The following is a 26,889-nucleotide window of genomic DNA, read 5'->3' as shown; positions in this document are numbered from 1 at the left end:
AGCAGAAGGTAGGAAAAGAGAAGAAGCAAGGCAAAATGTAGGCCCGGAGAGATCAACAAGCTCAGGCTCAAATTCAGACTCAGGCTCAGGCTCAGAATCAACCTCAAGAAATAGAGGTTCAGACTCAAAAAATGACAACAACTCAGGCCCACAACCAGGCCCAGAAAATGACAACAACTCAGGCTCAGAATCAACCTCAAGAAATAGAGGTTCAGACTCAGAAAATGACAACAACTCAGGCCCACAACCAAAAAATGACAACAACTCAGGTTCAAACCCAGACTCAGGCTCAGAAGCAGAAGGTAGGAAAAGAGAAGAAGCAAGGCAAAATGTAGGCCCGGAGAGATCAACAAGCTCAGGCTCAAATTCAGACTCAGGCTCAGGCTCAGAATCAACCTCAAGAAATAGAGGTTCAGACTCAGAAAATGACAACAACTCAGGCCCACAACCAGGCCCAGAAAATGACAACAACTCAGGCTCAGACTCAGAAAATGACAACAACTCAGGCTCAAACCCAGGCTCAGGAGCAGAAGCAGAAACTAAGAAAAAAGCAGCAGAAGAAGCAAGGAGAGCAGAAAGACAGAAACTAGCAGAAGAAGAAAAAGCAAGGCAAAGGAAAGAAGCAGCGAAGAGTGAACTCAGGAATAAATTATCGAAAGATGGTTCTGAAGGCAATATAAAGAAAAAAGATAGAAAAAATATTCAACTATTAGAAAAAGCCTTATCAGAGAATAATGGAGCAAAAACTAGATTAACTAAATTAGCTGAACTGATATATAATACAGAGTTGGATGCAGAAGAAAGATTGGCAATCCTAAGAAAGGCTCAAAATATATCTAGGGAAGAGTCTTCTCTAATAGAAAATATTAATGAACAATCCCTAGTGACAAGAGAACGTATGTTGGTGACTTCTGTAGCATCTAGGTCATTCATCTCATATCAACTAGCCGCAGCCAATAGAGCATTATTTAGTACAAAAAATATCCATAATGATGGCACAGATTATAAAAATGGTATTTGGTTCAAGCCAACATATTATAATGCAACACAAAAACAGTTTAAAAATGAATCTGGATATCAAGCTAAGGGGGTAGGTGTATCCTTAGGGTTTGATCACAGCTTCACTAGGGCTATGCTAGGGGCAACTGTGTCTTATATTTCAAAAAATGTAAAGTATGATGATCTAAAAAAAGGAGATAAGTCTAAAATCAATAATATATTATTCTCTCTATACGGCAAGCTAGATATTACTGATAACTTATTCTTGGATTCTATCGCAAGTTTTGGATTAATTAATGTGAAAAAAGAAGAACAAGATATAGAAAGTAAAATAACTAATAATGATAGCGATATCCTAATTTCTGAATATAAAAATAGAAAGCTTTATTCAATAGAGTCAATGCTAGGATATAACTTTATAGGAGATAATTTGATGTTTACTCCTATGATTGGTGCAAGATATGTACATATCAGTGCTGTTAAGTATAAAAATTTGAATAGCAATTCAAAAGATGAAGCATCTGTAAATAATGTTAAGGCATCAAATGCACTATCTGGAATATTTGGATTGAAACTACAATCAAGGCAAATAGAATTATCTGAGAACACAGCATTTATACCGGAAGGACATGCTTTCTTAGATTATAAATTTACTAATAAAGTGGGGCCAGCTCAGATATTGATGGATGGAGGAGAATTGTTAGATAGTAAACCAGAGGATTTGAAATCAAAGATAAGGTATGCCATAGGGCTTAGCGCTAACCTAATATATAAAAATACAAATTTTGCTCTGGGATATGATATAAATTTCAATAATAAAAAATATACAGCTCATAAACCTTATCTCAAAGTTAGATTTAATTTCTAAAGAAATGACAGGGTCTCACGACAGGAAAGATAGTTAACTATTTTGGGTGAGTAGTTAAAACATATATTCTCTGTTATAAGTATATCTCAAACGAGACTTATGCAAGAATTATAGTAAATGATCTTTCCTTCTCCTCACCCCTTTCTGCGATCATCAGTAAGCAGGCCCTGTGATCTCTAAACAATATATGGTATTAACTAGGCTTTTTATTTATATAACTTAATACAGAAACATTTTTAGTATTTCTATTACTATAGAACCCTTCTTCTAGTATTCTTTTTTATATTATTTGATTCGCTATCAGATTCGTTATTACTTTTGTTGTTAGCTCTTTTTTTATTTTTATCCTTCAATTGCGTTGTCTGCTTCTTACTAACTTTCTTATCATTTTGATTACTTTGTACTCCGTTTTCATAATACATATCCGAAACATTTTGTAGTGCAGGTACAGCTTTATTGAATTGTGAACCTAACTTAGTAATACGTGATATTTTTTCTATAGAAAACACATCTGACATAGACATACTATCAATATAAAAATTAAGCTTTACTGAATATTTATTTTCGATGAACGATATTTCAGTACGTTTACTATTTAGTATATAAATGATAGTAGAAGAATTTGTAAAAATATTTAATATTTCTATAGAATCTAAATATAGTTCATGTTCTATAGTACGGAAAATCAACATAGCATTAGCATCATCTGCTCTTACTATACCCTTACCGCTACATTGATGACAAATTTTAGAATTATTTTCAAGAAAAGATGATTTAAACCTTTGTCTAGACATCTCCAATAGCCCAAATTCACTAATATTTTTTATCTGGATTTTTGCTTTATCTTCTCTAAATAATTCACGTAAAGATCTTTCAATAATTTTCTTATGTTGTAGATCATACATATCTATAAAGTCAATTACTATCAAACCTGATAATTGCCTAAGTTTCACTTGTTTTGCTATTTCTTTGCTTGCTTCTAAATTATTTTTCAAAGCCATTTCTTCAACATTACGTTCTGAAGTATCTTTACCAGAATTAATATCAATTGCTACCAGTGCTTCTGTAGGATTAATCACGATATATCCACCAGAAGGTAAGGTAACCACTGATTGGTATAACTTTGATAACTGCTCTTCTATACTAAATTCTATAAATATAGGAGCATTAGAATCATATTTGGTTATACAATTAATTTTATCTGGCAATATATCATTCATATAGCTTATAAAATCATTATATACCTGATCACCTTGTATGATAACTCCACTTACATTGTAATTTACAAGATCCCTTATAGTTTTTAGTAAGATATTATCATTTTGATATATAAAACATGGAGCATCAGATTTTAGCGTAACACTTCTAATATTATTCCATAACTTAACAAGATACATATAATCCCGCGCTATATCAGCAGATGACTGTGTAAAGGCTGCAGTTCTTGCTATAATACTAGAACATTCTTTATCTTCATTAGAATTAAGGCTATCTATTATATCTTTAATTCTTTTTCTTTCATCTATATTAGATATCTTCTTTGAAATACAATTATTACTTTCTTTATTAGGCATAAACACGCAATATTTCCCTGCTAACGATATATAAGTGCTAAGAAAAGCTCCTTTATTACCACGTTCTTCTTTTATAACTTGTACAACTATTAAAGAACCTTTTTTTATAACATCTTGTATAGAGTGATTTTTCTGATAATCAGTTGTAATATTTTTATTTTCCATAATAATATCATGATCAAAACCACTTGCTTCTATATCTATACTTGGCGCAATATTATTCTGTACCATTGAATCAATTTCATTAACATCGATATTTTCAATATCTGGTAAGTTATTATTATTAGATAAATTATTATCCAATTTTTTGAAATCAATATTATTAGCTGATAATTTCTTATTTCTTAAATATGCTATCTGCTCTTGATTATTCACTAATATATTGTAATAATCAGGATGTATTTCACTAAAAGGTAAAAATCCACTTTTTTCATTACCATAATTTACAAATACTGCTTGTAATGAAGGTTCTACCCTGCCTATAGTAGCTAGATATATATTCCCTACTATAGATCTATTATCGACTTGTTCAGATTCAAAAACTTCAATATTATTATTTTTATCTAACATTACTACACGTATCTCTGTAGGAAAAGCTGCATCAATTATTATTTTTTTACTCATAAATAAAATCCCATAAATTAAAATATAAAAAAAATAAATTTTTTACTAAAACTATTTGCTATGCACTACTTATAGCGCTATATAATATAGATTTACATAAATTTAATATAAACGCTATATTCAAAATGATATCTAATTAAAGATGATCAAAATGTAAATTTAATGATCAAATTAGAAAAAAGAACAATTAAATCATCCAATAGTTATATCATATATCCACAATTATAACATTATATGTTGTAAGATTTTTTGATGGATATCTTCTTCACTACAATCATTACAGTCAATTTTAATAATCCTAGAAGGATATAAATTGGCAATTGTTATAAAATTACTATGTATTTTCTTATAATATTCGATACCTTGAGCATCAAACCTGTTAACATTTCCTAAATTTTGTATTCTACATTTAACACGCCTATATGCAACTAGTGGATCTAGATCCATTAAAAATGTTATATCTGGTATAACTGGTTGATTATTAAATTTTTCATATAATTCGGTATTAATATACGAAGAATCACTTATTTCTAAATCATCCAAGTTACATTTCATTAACTCCTGATGTAACTCATACACTTTATTTAACAGAAAACAACCATTAGAACTATCACTATTATAACAGGCAGTAGAATCAACGAATCTATCACAAATCACAGATATATCTGATAACAAACTAGGTAAAACCTTCTTATGAATATGCTCATATCTTGCAGCCATAACAAGCATTATCTCGGAAGTTTTTAAAAAATTATAATTCAAAAATAACTTTCTAATATCCTCTCCAGAATCTATACCTCCTATCTCCCTAGTAAGAATCGCCTTCACCTTGTGATGTAATAAATAATTATATAACAACCTAGATTGGGTAGATTTACCACTACCCTGACCTCCTTCAATAGTAATGAACGTCGGCCCATTATTTAATTTTATCATATTACATTTTATATAACATATACTTACGATTATATTACATTATCAATCTAAATTAATAAAAATATATGCAAACTATATCTAACATATTAAATAAATAAGATCTTTACAAACTCACTTAATGGATTATAGTTTATATTATCTCGGTAACAGCTATATTATATACTTTCTTTTATCAATTTAATAAACAATAAACAGATATTTTGATAATATATACCTAAATTGTTAAAAACTCTAGCTAATTAGAATATTTATAAATATATTAATATCTACTTTAAGTTTATATATTAGATAATCTAGAACATAGAATTTAATAATGTGAAAAATAGATCTATCCAGTAAACATAATTAACAAATAAAACATGATAAAAATTTATACAGATGGTGCATGTGCAAATAATCCAGGCCCTGGAGGATGGGGAGCATATTTAGAACTTGATGATAAAACGACACTCAAAATATCTGGATATGAACTCAATACAACAAATAATCAAATGGAAATCACTGCCGCTATTGAATCACTAATGCAAATTAAAGAATCTTCTAACATAATAATTTATACAGACAGTAAATATCTACAACAAGCAATGACAAGCTGGATATATAAATGGCAAAAAAATAATTGGTGTAAAAGCGATAACAAACCAGTAAAAAATATAGAGCTATGGAAAAAATTAATATTACATACAAAAAAACATAATATAGAGTGGATATGGGTTAAGGGGCATAATGATAATTACGGAAATATCAAAGCTGATCAACTAGCTGTTACTGCTAAAGATATTGCAATACAAAAACTCCGTAATCAAGTAGCAAAAAATAATACTGAATATCATACTGAACATGAAACTGCATTTAACTAAATAGAGCAAATTATCAAAAAAACCTAGGATACAATAAAACGTTACAATAAAAATTTATTATATGCTAAAGCTTATTGACTCTAGCTCTATGCCTTCCCCCTTCAAATTTGGTACATAAAAATTTATCTACCATTGCAGCAGCATTATCTATCGAGTTGATACTTGCCCCTAACACTAAAACATTTGCATCATTATGCAACCTAGCCAACTCTGCCATTCTCAAATCAAAACATAGGGCGGCTCTAATTTCAGAATATCTATTTGCAGCAATCGACATACCAATACCGGTATCACATATCAATACTCCAAATTCTACAACTTCATTAATTATCTCATCCCCTAACTGCTTAGCAAGGTCTGGGTAATCTATTGGTTCCTTATTATGGGTACCTAGATCCAAAAATTGCTGTATCTTATAACCAAATCTAACACTGGTAAATCTTCTTATAATCTCTGTTTTTAGATCAAACCCTCTATGATCATTTGCTATTGCCAAATTATACTGATTCATATTTTTTCGCTTTGCCTTTAACTAAAGATTCATATAATATAATGCTAATAACTTTTACACTTGAGTACACTTCTATTCATCACAGAAGCTAATTATAACAATGTCTAAGATTACCCATATTAAGGAATGTAAACATGATTCACATGAAATTTACTACATTGGCAATAATATCCTTCTCCATATTAACAGGATGCATGTATGGGATCCAAGAAGCACCCATAGTACATCATAACATTAAAATTTCAGATAAGATAGATAGATATGAGCAAAACAAAAAAAAAATAGTACCCAAAGATAATAATATTAGCAATAATCTATATGATACAACAACTAATGAGAGCAATATATTTGAGCTAGGGAATAATATAGCAAAAGAGATAGATACAAATATCATTTACCATGAAGTTCAATTCGGTGAAAATATAGAGTCAATAGCCTCAGAATATAATCAAACCGTACATGATATAGCAGAATTAAACCAGCTTACTCCTCCGTATATATTAAAAGAATTACAAATACTAAAAATTAATTTAGATAACAATTTTCCAGTAAATCAAACATCAGCAGATAAAAATCTTTCTCAAAATAAACAAAACATTCACGAACAAAATATTAATAAACAAAACGTCAAAGCAGAGTCTGTAAAACAAAAATTAATTAAGCCTGTGAATGGAGCTATCTTATCAGCATTTGGAGAAAAAACATCTTATGGTGTCAACCCTGGTATAAATATATCTGCTAAATCAGGTACTGAAGTGAAGGCCGCTGCAAGCGGTAAAATAATATATGCTGATTTTGATGCTACCTTTGGCAACTTAGTAATTATAAAAATAGATCATGCAGATATAGTGCATATATATGCACATTTACAAAAAACTAAAGTAACTATCGGGGATATAGTCCAGCAAAGCTGCCTAATAGGCTATGTAGGCAGCACAGGCAAAGTTAAACAATCTCAGTTACATTTTGGTATTAAAGAAAATAAAAAATCAATAAATCCTACAAAATATCTAAAATATAAGTAATTTGTTTAAAATAACAAATTCTTACTATTATTGCTATAAATATTTATAGCAATATCTTAAAGATCAGTTATATATAGGTGTTTCGTGTTGTGAATCGCCACCCATCACTTCATGATCTTGCTCAATGTCAATGGTAGAATGCTCAAATAACTTATCTTTTATTGCCAAATCCTGATTTTGATTATCTTCATTATTCTGAATATTAGTTACCATTTCATCAATAAAAACAATAAAATCTAATACAAGATTGATAACAGTCAAAACTTTTTGGATAATTACATAAGCAGCTTTTAGAATATTCATATTATTAACAATTTAATATTAATTAGATAACGAGTTAATGTTATATTTATTTTTAATTATTAGCAAGAGTTATTTTTAAAAATTTTATCAAATATATAATCAAAGATTTGACATTAATAAAAATAATGTTATTATCCGTTCTTCTAGTAGAAATTTATATGTCTATCTGATAACGAGTTAAGGTTTTATATAGAATAGTTGATATGTACCAGAAAATTTGTTACCTATCTAGCTGAATTTATTATTAAATAATATGTTAGGTTAACTCATTTTTGATCAGGGCCTGTAGCTCAGCTGGTAGAGCACTTGACTTTTAATCAAGGTGTCCTGGGTTCGAACCCCGGCAGGCTCACCACATATTTTGCATTGAATTTTAGTATAACTCTATAACCCATAGATTTAATTTACTCAGTAATCAAAAGGATCTAGTATCTTTGCTGTAGGAAAGTATTTTGTAATGAGTGATTGATGATGTCTTAAAAAAATCAATTTGATATTTGCTCCAGCATCTTGTGTGAAAAAAATTTTGGGACCTATTTTATTTCTGAGTTGTAATATCTTCTGTATATACTTTACAGTACCTGCTGTAGAATACATAATGCTTGGCTGAGAGGTAAGCATCGTTGCATGCATTGCTAATGAGTTAGATTCTACTATCTTACCAAACTCTACAAAATTTTGCCCTATTATCATATCTTTAAGCTTTACTACATCAAGCTCAGTCTTATTGATCCAAGCCTGATAAAATGGAGAAGTATTCACTGTACAATGCATTGCATTTCTAGAACTAATATTTTTTTTTGTAGTGGTAATTACTAACAATCCCATCATTAAATCATCAAACTTATAATTTAATGGTACAGCAAAACTATCCATACCATTATCATCTAATCCAGAACACCACTCTACAAATCCGTAATACACAGATCTAGAGGCACTGCCACTACCCAACCTGGCAAGTATTGATAAATCTCTACCTAGCAAACCCCAATTAAGTAATTGGTTTAATGCTAATATTATCGATGCGTATATAGCAGAAGATGAGGCTAACCCTGCAGAAATAGGAACATTAACTTTCAAAGTTAGCCTAAAATATATCGTATTACAACCTATAGTATTAAACAATGATACAAAATTCATTAAATTCTTACTCCAAACAGCATCGGGTAAAATTTTTTCATTATTAATAAAAATTTCGTTACATAGTAATGAAATATTAGTAGAAATACTTGCATGAGATCCATAGCTTGGTATGGATAAAGATATACTACTGGTATATGCTATATTTAATTCTGAATCTTTTTTCCCCCAATATTTACATAATGCAATATTAATAGGTGCAAATGCTTCTGCATAAAAATCTCTGTTATCACGAAATATTGAACAATGATAATGATTCCTTAGAATATATTTGACTACATCTATTTTATTCATAACAAAATCCTTTAAAACAGACTTCTACTTCCTGAGAAGATAATTTCAGTAAGTCATACTCCAATATGATATCTGGTACATCTTGAATAACAGCAATAATAGAATCTCCCATACCAGAGCCTGAAATTTTAACACCACATACATCAGGGTTTGTAGATAATCTATCAATAAGGTGGTTTATTAAACCTGTACTAAGATTTAGTGAATTCATAATACCTTGTTGAATTTTTAATATTCCACCCACTTGTAACCAATTTTCTTGCGCAATAAAAGTAAAACATTCCCCTACCGATATATCAATGGTATTATATAACTGGTTAATAATATTTGGATATCTTAGATATAGTTGTTTTACTCTGGATATCACTTCAGTAGTGAGTGTCTTGTATCCTGTATACACCAGTAGGATAGGTATTTTTTTCTCTAATTTACCTAATATATATGGAGGATTTTGTTGATACATAATAATACCTCCATAAACAGCTGCAGCTACGTCTGCTCCTGAAGACATTTTTTGCACTTTATTTACTATATATCTTGCCTTTAAAAATAACTCCTTACGAAAACCAATATTATAGTTAAGGTCATCCAATGAAAGGCCATACATAATACCAAAGTTAATAAATTGTTCTAACACAGCAACAGTTGCAACTGTAACTGCAGCAGAAGAACCCCATCCTAATTGGTGAGAAAAATCTGCAGTAATTATCAACTCAAAACCCCTAACCAACTTTTTTTGATAATAACTAATAGACTCAATAACAAATTTGAAAGATTGGTTACATATAATTTCTTCAATAGTAAATTCTACACAACCAATACTTGATTTAATAATAATTCTTCTATCGGATCTTGGTAATAACCTAACGGTGATTCTTTTATTGATTGAAAAAACTATAGCACGCTTATTATTTAATACCGCATGCTCTCCTAATAACATTAAATTAGCAGGAGCAGAAGCTTGGTAGCATTCCATATATCAAAACCATATAACATTTAATTTATCATCTAATACAAACGAGCTTTTTTATAACTTAGTTAGGGTCACTAGTGTATCAAAATTTTCTTAATACACTCACCAAATTATGCAGTGAAATTATAAACTCCTTTAGCTACAATAATATTAGATAAATAATATCTGTATTGGTATTTTGTAACAAGATCTGATATATCAACATTAGATATAACCAATACTATACCAGCACCTACACCACGAATAGCACCAGAACCAGAAATTTTTGCTGCTCCTCCTCTAGCCTCTATATCAGAGATAAAATTCTTGACCTTATCAGGCACTACTCCCAAATTAACTAATAATTTATGATTTAACTTCAAATACAATAGTAGATCTTTTAAGTTATTGTTAACGATACTATAATCTATTAACCGAGTAACATTTGCAAAATCTTGCCAAATAAATTCAACACTACTAAAATTACGATTGACAAAATCCACTGCCTCACCTGTAGTGTTATAAGACATACCTGTATTAATTATCAAAATATTTTTTATGATATCATAACTGTTTCTTTCATATATTTGATTATTTTCAATTTTAATATATCCTCCATGTATAATGGACCTTATATCCAACCCACTAGAAATACCATGCTTTAAATCTTCAATTTTTCTTGATAAGTTACATATTTGATTTTTATTAATCGTAATATCAAAAAAGCCATATAATGAATAAACTACACCCAATATTAACGATGCAGAAGAACCCATACCAGATTTCATCACAATCTCTGAATCAATTACAATATCAATATTGCATTCTAGGTTCAAATTATGATATTTCAAAAACGATCCAATTATATACTGACAAAATTGGCAATCAGTTTCTAGTACCATATCTATACATAACTCAGACTTTAGAAATCTGTTATATCTCTCATCAATTATACTACATATTGAGTATAGATCTGATAACCTAACACTAGACTTATAACAAAGATTGATAAAATTAACATTTATAACAGGATCTAATTTTTTAGATATATTGGTAGAGTCAGATGACTGCAATATATAAACCTTAGTATAGCGTGCAACAGCTACCGTAATAGCTGCGCCTCCATATAGGGCGGAATATTCTCCAGAAATTATAACTTTACTAGGAGATAAAGAACATGTATTACGATAATTATTATGATTTAAATACATCATTAATTTAAGATTTCATATATACGTTTATGCTCTCTGATTTCAGCAAGCCGAGCACTACCTGAACTATAACGATCTAATTTTAGATTTTTTTTATCTAAAAAAAATAAAGAATGAGACCTATAAAAATATTCATATTGTTCTACATTAATTTTAACTCTCTTATTGAACATATCTTCAATAGAATTTATATATTCTTTATTAAATATATCCTTGTAATTTTGACTGATAATACCACTAAAAAATTCAGCTATACAACCTGAACCATAACTATAAAACCCTACCCTATGATTTGCTAAATCCTTACTGTTAGCATTAATAATTAAAGATATCAAGCTTAAGTATAAAGATGCAGTATAACAATTACCCACGATACTGCTATATTTAATTACAGGTAGTACAGAATCCTTCACCTGAGATTCTAAAAAATTTCCGATCTTATTCTTAATATTATCCTGAAATAACGAAATATGAGCTTTTTCTATCAAATGAGGTACCGATACATGATAGCAAAACCACTGGTGATCTGATAAAGCACGTCCAGAAATTTTTGAATATTCTGACCATGTATATTTAAGTAATTTTAGATATAAACTACAAGATAATTTACTATTAATAATTGAATAATCTAAATAATTTGGCCTCCAGAAATCCATTTTATCACTTGTATAAAAGCTACTTTCTCTTTCTATTGAAACCAACTGAGGGTTCTGTGATATTATCATTGCAATAGCTCCACTACCTTGAGAAGACTCACCTGTACTACCAAGCCCGTACCTAGAAATATCAGAAGCTACTACTAAAATTTTTTTATTTTGTGCATGATTATTACGCAATATCTGCAATGCCATCTGAAGTGCAGCAGTAGAACTATAGCATGTTTGTTTTAATTCTAATACTCTACACTTACTGGATAACTTAAGTAATCCATGCAACACATTAGCCGCTGATCTGGCTTGATCTATAGAGCTTTCTGTTGCAAAAAGTAGTAAATCTATATTGGCCTTATCTTGTTCACTCAGTATTTTAATGGCTGCATTATACCCCATAGTCACTATATCTTCATCTGGCGGTATAACAGACATAAATAACTGACCAAAATTATTAAATATCTTGGGATCTACTGACCTAGCAAATGCTAATAATTCTAGTTTCAAACAATAACCCGGAGTATAAAAACTGATCGTATCAATGCCTACCCTAGGAAAACCCAAACTATTCATAACAGTCTAAAGTGGTACTTACCTCTGGAAATCAAGTTATTTTGATAGCAATCACTGCCAAAATAACAAGGATAGAATATATATCACTATAATCTAAACAAGTCAAACTAAAAACTATTTAATAAATGCTGACAAATATAGCAAAACATGTTAGATTTTGTCCATGAAAAATATATATGATCTTTTAGGATACATAAATAAATACTTACTAGTATTCACTATTAAATAAATTTAATAAACCACAATGATTATACAAGATAGTATCAAATTAGCATCTGCCACTTTATTATCCAGAGCTCTAGGGTTAGCAAGAGAACTTTTCATAGCAGCAACCTTCGGGACAAGTTTAATAGGAGATTGTGTGAACTTAGCATTTAGATTACCTAATCTATTTCGTAAATTATTCGGAGAAGGCGCTATGTCTGCTGCATTTATACCCTTATTTAACGTGAAGATATCCAAATCTATCTCGGATGCCAGAAATTTTTCTAGTATTGTATTTATACTATTACTAAGTATCTTGATAATTTTTACTATATTACTAGAATTAGTAATGCCATATTTTATTTATCTTATTGCGCCGGGTTTTACAACTAATCCAGAAAAATACCATTTGGCGATATTATTATGCCGTATTACTACCCCTTATGTCATTTTCATATCTATCGTGGCATTATTTGGCGCTATAACAAATTCATTCGGAAAGTTCTTACTATTTTCTGCTACACCAATAATAATGAATATTACAGTTATTACTATCACCGTAATAATGGGAATATTATACCCAAAACACTATTCGATAGCTACTGCATTAGTCATATCTGGTGTACTGCAATTAATTTTTATGAGTTATTGTCTAGGTAAAATAAAATTTACTATAAATCTGCCTTATATATTTAGCAAAATAAATGATTACTATAAAAGATACTTTAGTAATAATAAAGTAGCTACTACAGCTACTACAGCTACTACAGCTACTACAGCTACTACAGCTACTACAGCTACTACAGTAGATTCTAAAACAGTAAACACTGATAAAGATATTAAATCTTTACTAAAAAATTTAAGCTCTGCTACGATGAGTTCTGGATTACAACAAATAAGTTTATTTATTTCGCAATCCATTGTAAGTTTTATACCAGGAGCAATATCTATTTTGTCTTACGCGGATAGATTATTCCAATTACCTTTATCAATAATAGGGGCAACGCTTAGTACTGTTCTTCTTCCCCAATTATCCAGAATATTTAGAATAGATAACATAATAAATGCCAACATGTTAGGAAATAAAGTAATTAAAATTGCCATTTTATTCTCCATGCCATCAATGTTAGGAGTATGCATAATATCCAAACCTATAGTTCATACTATATATGAAAGAGGCTTATTTACTGCTAATGATACAGATAATGTACGCCTTGTATTAATAATCTCTATGATATCTTTACCGATGATGGTGGTATCAAAAATACTAATGACTATATTTTATGCTTATCGAGATTTTAAAACTCCATTAAAAAACTCCATTATATCAATTATCGTAAATATTGCAGTAAGTATCACTCTGATCACAAAATTAGGATATTTAGCAATACCTGTTGCTGCGATTTGTTCTTCAATAGTAAATTTAACAACAAATTATATCACTTTATCCCGTCAATGGCACTTCCAAATAGTATCCTCTACAAAAACTTTATTCAGGAAAGCAATATTCGGAAGTATGCTAATGTCTGGCTTTACTATAACTATGAATTCATACTGTGAAGATGTGATTTATGATAGTAAATTATCTGTGAAAATTGCTGCATTACTAATGACAATAATATTATCTATTCTGGTATTTATGATAATATCTATATTTCAAGGTACACATAAAATGGTACATAGAAATGAGGATTGAGGATTGAGTTTCTAAATTAATCTGTAAAATGCATAATAACAATTATACTAAAATACCTACAAAAAATATAGGTCCTATAAATATCTCTGGCCCTATTGTTAGAGAAAAAATTATAGTACCTCTGGCTACATTTGAAACTCCTTTGTGGGCTTCTGTAAAACGAGGAGCTAACATATCCAATATGACTGATGGCATCAAATCAGTAATATATAAAAATAGTAATATGACAAGGTCTGTACTACTAGAATCACATAGCGTGGATTACCTAATTGAAACAGCAAATAAATTAAAAAATTCTAAACAAGAACTCAACAAGATATCTAAAAATACTAGTAATTTTGTAGAGTTAGAAGATCTATATATTGAAATTGTTGGCACCTTAATATACATAAGATTCAGTTTTTATACAGGAGATGCTGCAGGACATAATATTTCAACAAAAGCATCAGATGCTTTATTAAAATACATACTAGAAACATATACAAAATTACAATATGTATCTATTAGTGGCAACATATGCACAGATAAAAAAAATTCTTGTATCAACGGTATATTAGGTAGAGGTAAATATATAATATCAGAAATATTAGTGCCAAATGATATCTGCATTAGTCAGCTTAATACCACAGCTGAACAGATAGTTAATCTAAATATAAAAAAAAACTTAATAGGAAGCATTTTAGCAGGCTCAACACGGAGTGCTAATGCACATTTTGCAAATATGTTATTAGCGTTTTACCTAGCGACAGGTCAAGATGGCGCAAATATAATTGAAGGTTCTCAGGGTGTGACATACGCCAAAGTAACAAATGATAATAGTTTATATTTTTCTGTTACCTTGCCAAATTTAATTGTAGGAACTACTGGCAATGGAAAAGATTTAGAATATGTAAAAAATAATTTAAACTTATTAAAATGCATCAAGACACCCAGTATAGGAGAATCATCTATCAGACTTGCTATAATAGCTGCAGCAGTTGTACTATGTGGAGAATTATCTTTACTAGCTGCACAAACAAATCCTGGCACATTAACTAGGAGTCATATGTTATTAGAACGTAATAATAGAAAATCTTAAACTGTAATAAAAAGACATTTAGTAATATATGATATATTGACCAATTACTGTCTATTTTTTTAAGATAAAATTATTTGACACAGACCAAAATACATAGTATTAACATCTGGTACCTAGATATTGATCTAACTAATATACGTTTGTTAGATTGTGCTAAACTATGTTGAACTAAATATTGTTGCTAGCATTTTTAATAATGTCGATATGCCCGCGTGATGAAATTGGTAAACATAACGGACTTAAAATCCGTAGGACTAGTCCTTGCCGGTTCAAGTCCGGCCGCGGGTACCACAAATTCTCAAAATTCTACAATTAACAGATAATTTTTAATTAACAAAAAGTAAAAAAGTATTAAATATTTGTTGCAAAAAATATGTGTATACAGTATAATCCGTACTGTATTAAGCAGTTCGAGGTCCGATTTTTTGAAATATATATAAATTAAGTATTAAATTTATGGCACGTAAAAATAGTTATATACAAGAAATAGATAAGTTCATTGGAGAAAAAATCTATTCTTTAAGATTGGCGAAGGGGTTATCACGTCAACAATTAGCAAAAATGATAGAAGTAACACACCAACAACTACAAAAATATGAAAAAGGCTTAAATAGAATTTCTGTAGGCAGGTTAATCATGATATCAAATGCTCTGGAAGAACATTTTAGCCATTTTCATGAGGGGATAGATAATATGAGTTCACATCCAGTAGCTACTAAGCATCAAAGAATGTGCATAGAAGTATCTAGAAATTTTATGAAAATACCTAACCCAGATCATCAAAGCGCAATCAATAGTTTAGTCAAGTCTTTACTAAAGCCCCCTTATAAAGAATAACACAGTTTATAGTTAGCTCTATAAACTATACAATTCAATTTCCTACATATCGAGTTTTTGTTAAAAAAAAACAGACTGTAAGAGATTGTTATAAATTTAGTTGCGATATACAATTTGAATTATTAAACTAGTGCTAGTGTACATATTAGTATAACATAAGCTATAGACGCCGGTGTTAAGGTAAGTTGAGAATTGGTTGTTTGGTAAAATAATTAACTACATAGCAATAGATATTTTCATATACTCCTATCAACTCTCTTTCTGCAGATCACATATTAAGTGATTATAGTAATTGATTAATACTAAGTACTTGCAGATTATTGCTTTATAATATAGATTTATTATCAGTATAATACATGCTGTATGGATTATGCTCAAATGAGATTTTTTTCACTAGAAATTAGGATTAATATGAGAAATTATAAAGATTTATCCAAAATAATACACCCGGATGGATATATATTCATTATTATACTTGCTGTTATAACTTTGATACTGTGGTCAATGAGCATAGTATTGGGTGTAATATGCAGTACAGTTACGCTATATTGCGCATATTTTTTTAGAAATCCGGATAGAGTAATACCAATTAATCCAGGGCTAGTAGTAAGCCCGGCTGATGGTATAATCCATTCTATCCAAAGTGTAGAACCCCCTTGCGAACTTTCCGAGATAATAGATACAGAGACAAAAATGATTCGGGTAAGTATTTTTTTGAATATCTTTAACGTGCATATAAATAGAGTAGCTATAGGAGGTAGAATACTAAATTTACGTTATAAACCAGGAAAATTCATCAATGCCTCCCTCGATAAATCAAGTACAGATAATGAAAGACAATCAGTGGTAATAGAAACTAATACAGGACAAAAAATTATTCTGGTACAAATAGCAGGCTTAATTGCTAGAAGAATTATATGTGACCTTGAAGAAGGTAATGAGGTACTAACTGGGCAAAGATATGGTCTAATCAGATTTGGTAGTAGAGTAGACCTATATTTACCAGCAGATACAAAAATACTAGCAGATGTTAACCAAACTAGTATAGCAGGAGAAACAATAATAGCAGACCTATGTTCTGAACATATTAGCTCTGATAGAAATTTTGATATAAGATAATTTTAAGCATTCATTGCTATATACACTGATGAAACGTAAGAAACCTTTAATATTATACTATTTATTACCTAATATATTAACAATACTAGGGTTAATAATAGGAGTAAGCGCAATTAGATTTGGATTAGAGAGTAAATGGGAAATTTCAGTATATTGTACAGTTATTGCAGCAGTTATTGATGGGATGGATGGTAGAATAGCTAGAATATTAAATGCATCCAGTGAATTCGGTGCAGAATTAGACTCTCTATGTGATTTCGTTAATTTTGCTATTTCTCCAACCCTAATCATATATTTATGGTCATTTCAGCAATATGAATTTAAAATTTTATCATGGTTATCAATGATGATCTTTATAGTATGCATGGCAATAAGATTGGCAAGATTCAATGTTAAAGATACTAGAAAAAATACTCTGAATAATAAAACTGTACAAATATTTTTGACAGGCATCCCAGCACCTGCAGGTGCATTATTAATTTTAGTACCTATGATGCTAAATTTTGCTCTATATAATGTAAGAAAATATACATTATTCATTGACATATATATCATATGTATAGGCTTACTTTTAGCAAGCAAAATACCCACGATATCTATAAAACATATCAGAATTAATAGAGATTCCATTTCAACTTCTATGATGATAACTTCTATAATAATAATAGTAACTATTATATACCCATGGTATGCATTACCAGTGATAGGAGTTGTATATCTATTAACCATACCATGCTGCTACTACTTCAAAAAAAAATTAATCCTTAATTAGTATACATAGTTAGCATATATGATCTAGTTCAACTAGGTATCTCTAAATATTTTATTAACCTTAAATTACTTATTTTTTCTATGATTTGTTCATTTATCCATTCAGGACAACTATATTTTTTGATAATCCAATCATATAACTCCATATCTGTACAAGAAACTATAATATCTAAATCCTTTAATTCTGCGTAACTCATATTTTCTAGAGATTGAAATACAAAATTTTGTAATATAGTCTCTGTTTCCTTTGTACCTCGATTAAGGACCTTATAAATAATTTTCTTTTTTAATAAAACTTTATCCTGAATATTTATCATGAATTGCTACTATAAATGGTTTATATAATAATATATTATAAACTCTTGCAAAAAATACATTTTATAACTATCATTGGTCGGTGATTAATATTGAATCCGTAGGTGTTTTTTCTGAACATTTGGGTAAAATGCTTTGTTACTAACAATATATGAGATATTAGTGTATGTCCAGCGCAGATAAAGCATCATTAATAGAAAATAATAAAAATTATCACATCAATCTTTGGAAAACTGTACAAAAGGATTTAACAAAATCCTTTGGAAATAGAGCTTATCAAAACTGGTTTAGTAAGATATCTTTTTACGAATTCTCTAGCTATCGGTCTGTAATTCTATTCGTGCCTACAAATTTTATAAAGGATTGGATCAAGTCTCATTATCTAACTGAAATACATACATTATATAATGAATACGATATTTCAGTTAAACATGTAGAAATAATTGTAAAAAACAAACTATCAAATATACCAGTAAATATTTCTAGTATAGAGGAGAGTGAAGAAAATATTCATGATTCTTCCCCACAAATGGAATTGGTAAAACAAGTCGATAAAAATACCATCCAAGATAATGTAATAGATAAACAGAATGAGATATCTGTGATAGACGACTCTATATCATATTTAGACCACAGATTTACTTTCAAAAATTTTGTGATAGGTAATCCTAATGAGCTCGCATATTCAGCATCATTAGCTGTTGCAGAATCTAAAACAGCTATTGCAGAATCTAACCCTCTGTTCTTATATGGAGGGGTAGGATTAGGGAAAACTCACCTGATGCACGCAATAGCTTGGCATGTACATACAAATAATAAACAACGTAAAGTGTTATACATGTCAGCAGAAAAATTTATGTATTGCTTCATAAAAGCATTGAGAAATAAGGATATTGTATCCTTTAAAGAAGAGTTCAGATCTGTTGATGTCTTAATGATAGATGATATACAATTCATATGCGGTAAAAACAGTACTCAAGAAGAATTTTTTCATACTTTTAATGCCATTATAGATAATAATAGACAAATTGTAATTTCCTGTGATAGATCTCCTTCTGACTTAGATAACATAGAAGATAGAATTAAGTCGAGGTTAGGGTGGGGTTTAGTAGCAGATGTACATAGTACAACATATGAACTTAGGTTAGGTATATTACAATCTAAAATAGAACAAATGTGTTTACATATACCTCAAAACGTAGTAGAGTTCCTGGCTGATAAAATCACTTCAAATGTTAGAGAACTAGAAGGAGCTCTAAACAAAGTGATAGCCTACTCCACTTTAGTGAAGAAAGAGATAAACTTAGATAACACTAAACTAATACTAAAAGATCTATTAAGATCTAATGAAAAAGTTATAACAATACAAGATATTAAATCTAAGGTAGCTCAAAGATTCAATATTCAAGCATCTGATATTAAGTCTGATATTACAAGATCTAGAAAATATTCAAAACCAAGACAAATAGCAATGTATTTATCAAAGCACCTTACTTCTAAGAGTCTTGTAGATATAAGCAGAGATTTTGGCAAGAAGGATCATACTACAGTAATACATGCCATTAAAAAAATAGAAAATCTGATTGAAGTAGATTGTGAATTAAGAACAATAATTGACTCTTTATCAACAGAATTACAAGGAGTTTAATAATATTAATATATGATCAACATATCTCTTAATAAGATATACACGCACTCAATACTAATGAATCCGGAGCATGAAAGAAGCTGTTATTGAAAAAAATAAACAAAATATCCCTGGTGCTAGCTGCATTGTAGGTAGCAAAATACTGTATGCTGCATTAAGTTTTATGAATCTTGTTATTGAAAAGAGAAACATACTGAAATCCCTACAATATATAAAGATAAAATTATCTAATACCACTCTAACTCTAGAAAGTACGGATATGGATATCTACTTATATAATGAAATTGAAGCAAAAATTATCAATGCAGGATATTTTTTAGTACATTCTCAAGTCCTACTGGATATTTTAAGAAAAGTAAATACTCAAGAAATAGAAATCAAACAAGATACTAATTTATCTAACATTCAGTTATTAACTAAAGAATGTAGTTTTAATTTATTTTCTTTACCCGTAGACCAGTTTCCTAATATTGACTATTACAGTCCAGACTATAATCAAATCATTGAAATAGGATCAGACAATTTGTTAAAAATAATATCAAATACCATCGCTTCTGTATCGTATGAAGATACAAGATATAATATCAATGGGATATTCTTGCACATATTAGATAATAAGATATTAAGCGCTTCTACTGATGCACATAGATTTTCGCTATCATCAGCTACCATTGACTCTAATATAAATAAATTTGAAATAATATTACACAGAAAAGCTGCGCATACATTATTAAAAATCCTTAAGGATATCTCAAAACAAAATATATCAATAAAAGTGTTTTTAGGTAAACATAAAATTAAATTAAATTTTAACAATTTTATATTGATATCAAAATTGATTGATGCGAAATTTCCAGATTACAATCATTTTATTCCTAATGATAATAATAACATACTCTATATTAGTTCTAAACTGATCTTAGAAGCTATAAATAGAGTTACTACTGTAGTATTAGACAATTTTTTAGCAGTAAAAATCATTATTGATAATGAATGTGTAATGATATCTGCTTCAGGAGAAGATATAGGAAATGCTACAGAAAAGATATATTTTAATGAAAATACAGAAAATATATGTAAATTCCAAGGTACAAAATTATCAATTAAATTAAATCCTAAATATATTATAGATATACTAGAAGTAATTAAGGATCAAAATATTAGACTTTGCTTTAAAAATTCATCATCTTCTGTGCTAATTAAAGATGATTCTGACAATATTTTTGTAATCATGCCACTTAGGGGATAATTAAATTCTAAATCATAAATATAAAAACATATCCTTTATTAATAAATTCTATTATATCTGTTGTTTAGTTATTTTGTTTTTTTTGATTTTCTTAATCTACTAAAAAAATCTTTCAGTAAAATGGATGCCTCCTCTTCTTTTATACCAGAATATATATTAGGTTTATACAAGCAATAGTCTGTATTAAAATAACCAATATTACTCTCAATAGAGCCTTGTTTAGGTTCTAATGCTGCAAAATATAAATTTTTCAACCTAGCTTTAGAGATAGCTTGAGAACACATGATACATGGTTCTAAAGTCACATACATACTACATTCAGTGAGATATTTTTGTTTAAGTTTTCTTGAAGCAAAATAGATAGCTAGCATTTCTGCATGAAAAATTGATACATTATATGACTCTACTAAATTATAAGACTTAGATACAATTTCTTTTGTATTATTATTAACTATAATACACCCTACGGGGACTTCATCCTGATTCATAGCATTTCTGGCTTGCTCCAAAGCAAGATTCATAAATTGAGCATTAAACATAAAAATTCTCAAATATAAAAATCATCACCTATTCTACTATGTGAATTAAAAATTTCTGCTAAATTTAGTATTAAATATTTTCACGATAATTCACATTAGTTTCCACTCCTACAGGATCCTGATGAATTATGATTTCTGATGATGGAAAAACTACTGTTAATTCTTCTGAAATTTTATCAGAGATATCGTGAGCTTTACGTAAAGACATATTGCCATCCATTTCTATATGAAATTGAATAAAAGGCTTATTGCCAGCATATCTAGTTTTTAATTCATGCAATCCTTTAACTGCGGTATATTTGCCTATAATTTTTAATATTTTATCCTTATCTTGCTGCAAAAATTCTGTATCAACTAAATTAGATAAAGATATCTTAAATAACCTATATGCAATCCACATAAAATAACAAGCAATAATTATACTAGATACTGAATCAATATACCAAAAATCACTACTAAAATTGAGTGAAACAATGATAGCAATATTAAGAAATATATCTGAAGCATAATGTACCCTATCTGCAGCAATGACATTAGACTTAGTAACTTTGTGTACATAACTTTGGTAAACTACCAATATTAAAGTTAGTATCAAAGATATATAAGTAAGTTTTAATCCTACATCTGTATTATCTAAATAAAAAGCTTCTTTCACAAATAAAAGATTTTTAAAAGAAATAAATAAAATTAATAAACAAGAAGTAAGAAAAAAAATCGATTGAGAAAATACTGCTAAATCTTGAAATTTATTATGACCGAACCTGTGTTTATCATCTGGGGGGAGCAAAGATATACGTACTATAATCAAATTTATACAAGAAGTAGAAATATCAACAGCTGAATCTATAAGGGAAGTAAGAACAGATTGCGAATCAGTGATAAACCAACTGAATAAACGAATTATCATTATGAGAACTGCAACAACAATAGAAGCGTAAGAAGAGAACTTAATCAAGTAATTTTGTTTTAAAATATCCTGCATGGTTTGTTGTATAAATAAAAAATTAGTGCTACTCAATCTTTATGATACTGCTAGCTAATGCGCAAAGCTTATTCTATAAATTGGATTTTTTTTAATTAAGAATCACAGTATTTACTAAAATCTAATCATAACATACCAATATGAAATTTTTACTAATAATAATATTTACTACCATCAGTTCATGCTATAATATGAATTGCAAGAATAATCAAAATAGATTTGACGACATAAAAATAACAGATACCATACATCCTAATTTAAAATTTAAAAAAAATACAGAAAATAACAATAAAGAACAAGCTAAGCGATATCTAATGCTCAATACAAAAATTGGGCAAAAAGCTGGTTACTTCATAAATAATAAAAATCACTCAATATATATAACAAATACTAATATAAACAAAATCATAGAATACACTCAATATGCTCTTGAATTCCTCCCACAAGGACAATCTATAAAATATTACTATTTTAATCATAACTATGTTATAATCACCGTCGCTGAAAATTTTACTAAACATAGTGAATCAAAAAAAACTCACTGTAGAAGATACATACAAACCATACATGATATAAAATCATATCAACTACGTGCCAATGCTTGTCGCCATAAAGAATGTAATTGGCAAATAGAAGATGTTAATATAAAGTAATAGCTAAATTTCTATCAAAAGATCTATGAATTTACAACCTATAATTAGATTTAAGTCTCTGTCCAAATATTTTGATCAAAAACTTATATTAGATAAAATCAATATAGATATAATCCCAGGAGAAATCACAACTTTAATAGGGCAAAATGGTTCAGGTAAAACTACGATAGCAAAAATTATTCTAGGATTAGAAACATCATATTCAGGAGAATTTTATAAAAAAAACAACTTGAAAATAGAATATCTACCACAAAAATTGGATATGAACTTCAATATGCCAATTAATGCAAAAACTTTGATTAAAATATTAACAAAAACAAATCTAGAATTATCTGATGAATTACTAAATTTTATATCTTATAAAAAAATTAAAAATCAAGATTTATCAAAATTATCTGGAGGAGAACTACAAAAACTTTATCTACTATGTACCATAGTAAACCAAGCAGACCTAATAATACTAGATGAACCTACACAATATCTAGATCTTACAAGTCAGCAAAATTTTTATAAAATTCTAAAAAACAGGAAAGCAATAAGTCAAACTTCTATACTGATGATTTCACATGATTTATTTACAGTAATGAAAAATTCTGACCGCGTTATTTGCCTCAATAAACATATTTGTTGTAGCGGAAAACCATCAGAAATGCAAAATAATTTAGATTTTAAAAAAGCTTTATCCGAGATAGGTATGTATATTCATGGACATGATCATGAACACTAAATAATTCAGAAACATATATTATAACTAAACTTCATATCTATCTATAAAAATGTTAATTATATTTTTTGTATCTCTTTTTGTATCAGGAATCATGGCATCGTTAGGGTGCATGGTGCTATGGAAAAGATATATATTTTTTGCAGACGCACTATCACATGCTAGCATGCTAGCTTCTGCTATCACAATTATTTTGGATATATCTTTGATATATACTTGGCCATTCATTGCAACAATTTTTACTATTGCGATATTTAAACTAAAAAATTATTCTGATAAAAATATTGCAAGTACCTTTGTGTCAGGGATTATGGTATCTATAGCTTTATTACTTGTATATCGGTATAAAACAAATATTACATTAAGTAGTTTACTATTCGGTAATATTACATCTGCAAATAGCAATGATTTAATAATATTGATGTTACTATCATTTGTAATATCAATATTTTACATATTAAATTATAAAAAATTAATTATCACAGTAATCAGTAGAGATATAGCAATATCTAAATTTATCAATGTTAATTTATTAGAAATAACATTTCTTTTACTTTTATCATTTGCAATACTAATTTCTATGAAAATTGTAGGATCCTTATTCACAACAAGTATTATATTAATCCCTTCAATGATAGCCAGGTTAATAGCTACTTCTCCAAAATCTATGATATTTATATCAATAATTTTTGCGCTGTTTATGAATTGCATAAGCATTTATATTTCACTAGCTAATAATATAAACTTTGCTCCTATTATTGTAATAATTAGTTCAATTACATATATAATACTAATAATATTTAATAAAATAAAATATAAGTATAATTTATACTCAACTACAAGATAACTTTAACAGGTAATTGATATTTACTAATTAATCAATATTTTAACAATTGTAAAAATTTTTAATGAGTTTAAACATGGTATTTGCGAATAGATTGCTCAGAAATAAGTGCAAAAAATGGCTAAGAGATATAAATGCTGAACATAATTTACTAGCTGAAGATTTAATCTTACCCGTATTTATTACAGAGGGTAACAATATAAAGCAAGAAATCAAGTTTATGCCAGGTATATTTAAAATATCTATAGACAACCTGTTATTAATAGCTAAAGAGGCAAAAGAATCAAATATAAAAGCTTTAATGATCTTCCCTAGTATAGAAGAACATCTAAAAGATACTGAAGGCAGTGAAGCATATAATAACAATAATTTATCATGCAGAGCTATAAAAGCTATTAAAAATTCAGTCAATGATATAGGGGTTATAGCAGATATAGCACTTGATCCATACACATCTCATGGGCATGATGGCATATTATTCAATGGACAAATAGATAATAATAAAACAGTAGAAAAATTGGTAAAACAGTCTCTCACATTGGCAGCTGCAGGAGTTGATGCTTTAGCACCCTCCGATATGATGGATAATAGAGTAATCGCTATTAGATCAGCTCTGGATAACCTTGGATATGACAATATCAATATATTTTCATACTCAGCAAAATATGCTTCTAACTTTTATACACCATTCAGAGAGGCAATAAATATTGCAAAAAATAAATATTTATCTAAGATGACTTACCAACTAGATATAAAAAATTCTAAAGAAGCTATCAAAAAAGCTATCTATGATACGAATGAAGGAGCAGATGCAATTATAGTAAAACCAGCAATTTTTTCACTGGATATCATACACAAAATACATAACACAATCAATATTAACACCTGGGCCTACCAAATAAGTGGAGAATATGCAATGTTAAAATTTACCGCTATGGAAGGAGTATTGAAATGGCAAGACGCTATGATAGAATCGCTAATATGCATAAAAAGAGCAGGAGCAAGTTGTATAATAACGTATGCAGCACTAGAAGTAGCCAAATATCTTAATGATAATAGATAGTGATCATAGCGTTAGATTCACTCACTGAGGATTAACAATACAAGAATCAATAATATTATTTACTGAGGATTAACAATACAAGAATCAATAATATTATTTTGGTTAACAATATTATTATCATTAATGTGTGGCATATTAATATCTTGTTTAATTTCTTCTTTGGTATCTTTGCTATTATGCTGGTTATGGTTAATATCTGCACTAATATTATCGTCAGGTAACACTTGCATAGACTGGGCTTTATAAGCTTTTATCTCATTTTGTAATGAATCAATTTTCTGCTGTAAAATTAAAATTTTTTCTTGAAGATGATCTTTATTTTTTTTATCTTTAACCTCCAATTCATTATTATCACTATCTATCAGATTCCGATACATATCATTATAATATTTGGCGCTCTGCTCAGAAGGGGATTTTTCTAGCTCCTCCTCGTCTTCAATATCATCATTTTCGATATCACGTTTACTCTTAACATTATGTTTAGCTGCATCAATGTATTTTTTATTATATAAAGGTAAACGCTTATCTTCAGAACTGATAATACGTTCAGGATGAACGAATCTCAATGCCGAAATAGAACAGGATGAAAAACAACATAAGACACAGAAATATAAAACAAATCTTAGGTTCATTACTTGCCTACAAAA

Annotated in this window: 26 protein-coding genes and 2 tRNA genes; 16 read left to right on the top strand and 12 right to left on the bottom strand. The window is 28.9% G+C overall.

Annotated features, from left to right (window positions below):
- The coding region (locus IHI24_RS02355; RefSeq protein ID WP_194966461.1) for an autotransporter outer membrane beta-barrel domain-containing protein at positions 1 to 1,867 on the top strand (1,867 nt) is incomplete at its 5' end.
- Between the two features lie 251 nt (positions 1,868 to 2,118).
- Here IHI24_RS02355 and IHI24_RS02350 read toward each other — a convergent pair.
- A complete protein-coding gene (locus tag IHI24_RS02350; RefSeq protein ID WP_194966460.1) occupies positions 2,119 to 4,065 on the bottom strand; it encodes an Rne/Rng family ribonuclease in 1,947 nt (648 codons plus the stop codon).
- 222 nt (positions 4,066 to 4,287) lie between these two features.
- Entirely contained in the window at positions 4,288 to 5,001 is a 714-nt protein-coding gene (locus IHI24_RS02345; RefSeq protein WP_194966459.1) for a dTMP kinase, read from the bottom strand.
- Between the two features lie 359 nt (positions 5,002 to 5,360).
- Here IHI24_RS02345 and rnhA point away from each other — a divergent pair, with 359 nt between their 5' ends.
- A complete protein-coding gene (gene rnhA / locus IHI24_RS02340) occupies positions 5,361 to 5,861 on the top strand; it encodes a ribonuclease HI (protein ID WP_194966458.1) in 501 nt (166 codons plus the stop codon).
- Between the two features lie 64 nt (positions 5,862 to 5,925).
- Here the strand turns inward: rnhA and rpiB are convergent, their stop codons facing one another.
- Positions 5,926 to 6,372 carry a ribose 5-phosphate isomerase B gene (gene rpiB / locus IHI24_RS02335; protein ID WP_194966457.1) on the bottom strand — a complete coding sequence of 149 codons (447 nt, stop codon included), beginning with the start codon at positions 6,370 to 6,372 and terminating at the stop codon, positions 5,926 to 5,928.
- Between the two features lie 134 nt (positions 6,373 to 6,506).
- Between rpiB and IHI24_RS02330 the strand changes: the two genes are divergently transcribed.
- Positions 6,507 to 7,397, top strand: coding sequence for a M23 family metallopeptidase (locus tag IHI24_RS02330; RefSeq protein ID WP_194966456.1), 891 nt, complete (start codon positions 6,507 to 6,509; stop codon positions 7,395 to 7,397).
- 63 nt (positions 7,398 to 7,460) lie between these two features.
- On the opposite strand, the gene IHI24_RS02325 is transcribed toward IHI24_RS02330, so the two are convergent.
- Positions 7,461 to 7,700, bottom strand: coding sequence for a hypothetical protein (locus IHI24_RS02325; RefSeq protein WP_194966455.1), 240 nt, complete (start codon positions 7,698 to 7,700; stop codon positions 7,461 to 7,463).
- Positions 7,701 to 7,979: 279 nt separating this feature from the next.
- Here IHI24_RS02325 and IHI24_RS02320 point away from each other — a divergent pair.
- A tRNA-Lys gene (locus IHI24_RS02320) sits at positions 7,980 to 8,055 on the top strand.
- A 53-nt stretch (positions 8,056 to 8,108) separates the two neighbouring features.
- Here the strand turns inward: IHI24_RS02320 and mvaD are convergent.
- The 4 genes from mvaD to IHI24_RS02300 all read right to left on the bottom strand — a co-directional run bounded on the left by mvaD (position 8,109) and on the right by IHI24_RS02300 (position 12,520).
- Positions 8,109 to 9,134 (bottom strand): diphosphomevalonate decarboxylase, encoded by a 1,026-nt coding sequence (mvaD, locus tag IHI24_RS02315; protein ID WP_194966454.1) that lies wholly within the window; start codon positions 9,132 to 9,134, stop codon positions 8,109 to 8,111.
- Positions 9,127 to 10,110, bottom strand: a complete 984-nt coding sequence (locus IHI24_RS02310) for a mevalonate kinase family protein (RefSeq protein WP_194966453.1) — start codon at positions 10,108 to 10,110, stop codon at positions 9,127 to 9,129. Before IHI24_RS02310 ends, mvaD begins: the two co-directional genes overlap by 8 nt.
- A 107-nt stretch (positions 10,111 to 10,217) precedes the next feature.
- Positions 10,218 to 11,300: a mevalonate kinase family protein gene (locus IHI24_RS02305; protein WP_194966452.1), complete on the bottom strand. Its 1,083-nt coding sequence runs from the start codon at positions 11,298 to 11,300 to the stop codon at positions 10,218 to 10,220.
- Positions 11,300 to 12,520 (bottom strand): hydroxymethylglutaryl-CoA synthase, encoded by a 1,221-nt coding sequence (locus IHI24_RS02300; RefSeq protein ID WP_194966451.1) that lies wholly within the window; start codon positions 12,518 to 12,520, stop codon positions 11,300 to 11,302. Before IHI24_RS02300 ends, IHI24_RS02305 begins: the two co-directional genes overlap by 1 nt.
- A gap of 244 nt (positions 12,521 to 12,764) precedes the next feature.
- Here IHI24_RS02300 and murJ point away from each other — a divergent pair, with 244 nt between their 5' ends.
- The 6 genes from murJ (at position 12,765) to IHI24_RS02270 (ending at position 18,226) form a co-directional block, all read left to right on the top strand.
- The gene (gene murJ / locus IHI24_RS02295; RefSeq protein ID WP_194966450.1) at positions 12,765 to 14,420 is read left to right on the top strand and encodes a murein biosynthesis integral membrane protein MurJ; all 1,656 of its coding nucleotides are present in this window, start codon (positions 12,765 to 12,767) and stop codon (positions 14,418 to 14,420) included.
- Positions 14,421 to 14,448: 28 nt separating this feature from the next.
- On the top strand, positions 14,449 to 15,498 hold the full coding sequence (locus IHI24_RS02290) for a hydroxymethylglutaryl-CoA reductase (RefSeq protein WP_194966449.1): 1,050 nt from the start codon (positions 14,449 to 14,451) through the stop codon (positions 15,496 to 15,498).
- A gap of 206 nt (positions 15,499 to 15,704) precedes the next feature.
- Positions 15,705 to 15,789, top strand: a tRNA-Leu gene (locus IHI24_RS02285).
- Positions 15,790 to 15,954: 165 nt separating this feature from the next.
- On the top strand, positions 15,955 to 16,335 hold the full coding sequence (locus tag IHI24_RS02280; protein ID WP_194966448.1) for a helix-turn-helix domain-containing protein: 381 nt from the start codon (positions 15,955 to 15,957) through the stop codon (positions 16,333 to 16,335).
- 411 nt (positions 16,336 to 16,746) lie between these two features.
- Complete coding sequence (locus IHI24_RS02275) at positions 16,747 to 17,454, top strand: phosphatidylserine decarboxylase (RefSeq protein ID WP_194966447.1); 708 nt, start codon at positions 16,747 to 16,749, stop codon at positions 17,452 to 17,454.
- A 28-nt stretch (positions 17,455 to 17,482) separates the two neighbouring features.
- A complete protein-coding gene (locus tag IHI24_RS02270; RefSeq protein ID WP_194966446.1) occupies positions 17,483 to 18,226 on the top strand; it encodes a CDP-alcohol phosphatidyltransferase family protein in 744 nt (247 codons plus the stop codon).
- A gap of 28 nt (positions 18,227 to 18,254) precedes the next feature.
- Here the strand turns inward: IHI24_RS02270 and IHI24_RS02265 are convergent, their stop codons facing one another.
- On the bottom strand, positions 18,255 to 18,542 hold the full coding sequence (locus IHI24_RS02265) for a succinate dehydrogenase assembly factor 2 (protein WP_194966445.1): 288 nt from the start codon (positions 18,540 to 18,542) through the stop codon (positions 18,255 to 18,257).
- Positions 18,543 to 18,706: 164 nt separating this feature from the next.
- On the opposite strand from IHI24_RS02265, the gene dnaA reads away from it, so the two are divergent.
- Together dnaA and dnaN are read left to right on the top strand one after the other, a co-directional pair.
- Positions 18,707 to 20,188 (top strand): chromosomal replication initiator protein DnaA, encoded by a 1,482-nt coding sequence (gene dnaA / locus IHI24_RS02260; RefSeq protein WP_194966444.1) that lies wholly within the window; start codon positions 18,707 to 18,709, stop codon positions 20,186 to 20,188.
- Between the two features lie 70 nt (positions 20,189 to 20,258).
- Positions 20,259 to 21,437 carry a DNA polymerase III subunit beta gene (dnaN, locus tag IHI24_RS02255; protein WP_194966443.1) on the top strand — a complete coding sequence of 393 codons (1,179 nt, stop codon included), beginning with the start codon at positions 20,259 to 20,261 and terminating at the stop codon, positions 21,435 to 21,437.
- A gap of 68 nt (positions 21,438 to 21,505) precedes the next feature.
- Here dnaN and IHI24_RS02250 read toward each other — a convergent pair whose 3' ends face one another.
- Positions 21,506 to 21,976: a nucleoside deaminase gene (locus IHI24_RS02250; protein WP_194966442.1), complete on the bottom strand. Its 471-nt coding sequence runs from the start codon at positions 21,974 to 21,976 to the stop codon at positions 21,506 to 21,508.
- A 70-nt stretch (positions 21,977 to 22,046) separates the two neighbouring features.
- A complete protein-coding gene (locus IHI24_RS02245) occupies positions 22,047 to 22,958 on the bottom strand; it encodes a cation diffusion facilitator family transporter (RefSeq protein WP_194966441.1) in 912 nt (303 codons plus the stop codon).
- A gap of 191 nt (positions 22,959 to 23,149) precedes the next feature.
- Here IHI24_RS02245 and IHI24_RS02240 point away from each other — a divergent pair, with 191 nt between their 5' ends.
- The 4 genes from IHI24_RS02240 (at position 23,150) to hemB (ending at position 26,242) form a co-directional block, all read left to right on the top strand.
- Positions 23,150 to 23,611, top strand: coding sequence for a hypothetical protein (locus IHI24_RS02240; RefSeq protein WP_194966440.1), 462 nt, complete (start codon positions 23,150 to 23,152; stop codon positions 23,609 to 23,611).
- 25 nt (positions 23,612 to 23,636) lie between these two features.
- Positions 23,637 to 24,338, top strand: a complete 702-nt coding sequence (locus IHI24_RS02235; protein ID WP_194966439.1) for a metal ABC transporter ATP-binding protein — start codon at positions 23,637 to 23,639, stop codon at positions 24,336 to 24,338.
- Between the two features lie 49 nt (positions 24,339 to 24,387).
- The gene (locus tag IHI24_RS04795) at positions 24,388 to 25,182 is read left to right on the top strand and encodes a metal ABC transporter permease (protein ID WP_194966438.1); all 795 of its coding nucleotides are present in this window, start codon (positions 24,388 to 24,390) and stop codon (positions 25,180 to 25,182) included.
- A 73-nt stretch (positions 25,183 to 25,255) separates the two neighbouring features.
- Positions 25,256 to 26,242, top strand: coding sequence for a porphobilinogen synthase (gene hemB / locus IHI24_RS02225; RefSeq protein ID WP_228777139.1), 987 nt, complete (start codon positions 25,256 to 25,258; stop codon positions 26,240 to 26,242).
- A 59-nt stretch (positions 26,243 to 26,301) separates the two neighbouring features.
- Here the strand turns inward: hemB and IHI24_RS02220 are convergent, their stop codons facing one another.
- Positions 26,302 to 26,874 (bottom strand): hypothetical protein, encoded by a 573-nt coding sequence (locus tag IHI24_RS02220; RefSeq protein WP_194966436.1) that lies wholly within the window; start codon positions 26,872 to 26,874, stop codon positions 26,302 to 26,304.
- Positions 26,875 to 26,889 lie beyond the last annotated feature (15 nt).

The organism is Rickettsia endosymbiont of Cardiosporidium cionae, assembly GCF_015476335.1.
In the GTDB taxonomy this organism is placed as follows: Bacteria; Pseudomonadota; Alphaproteobacteria; order Rickettsiales; family Rickettsiaceae; genus JADHZC01.
This window is presented reverse-complemented; position numbering and strand designations above follow the sequence as displayed.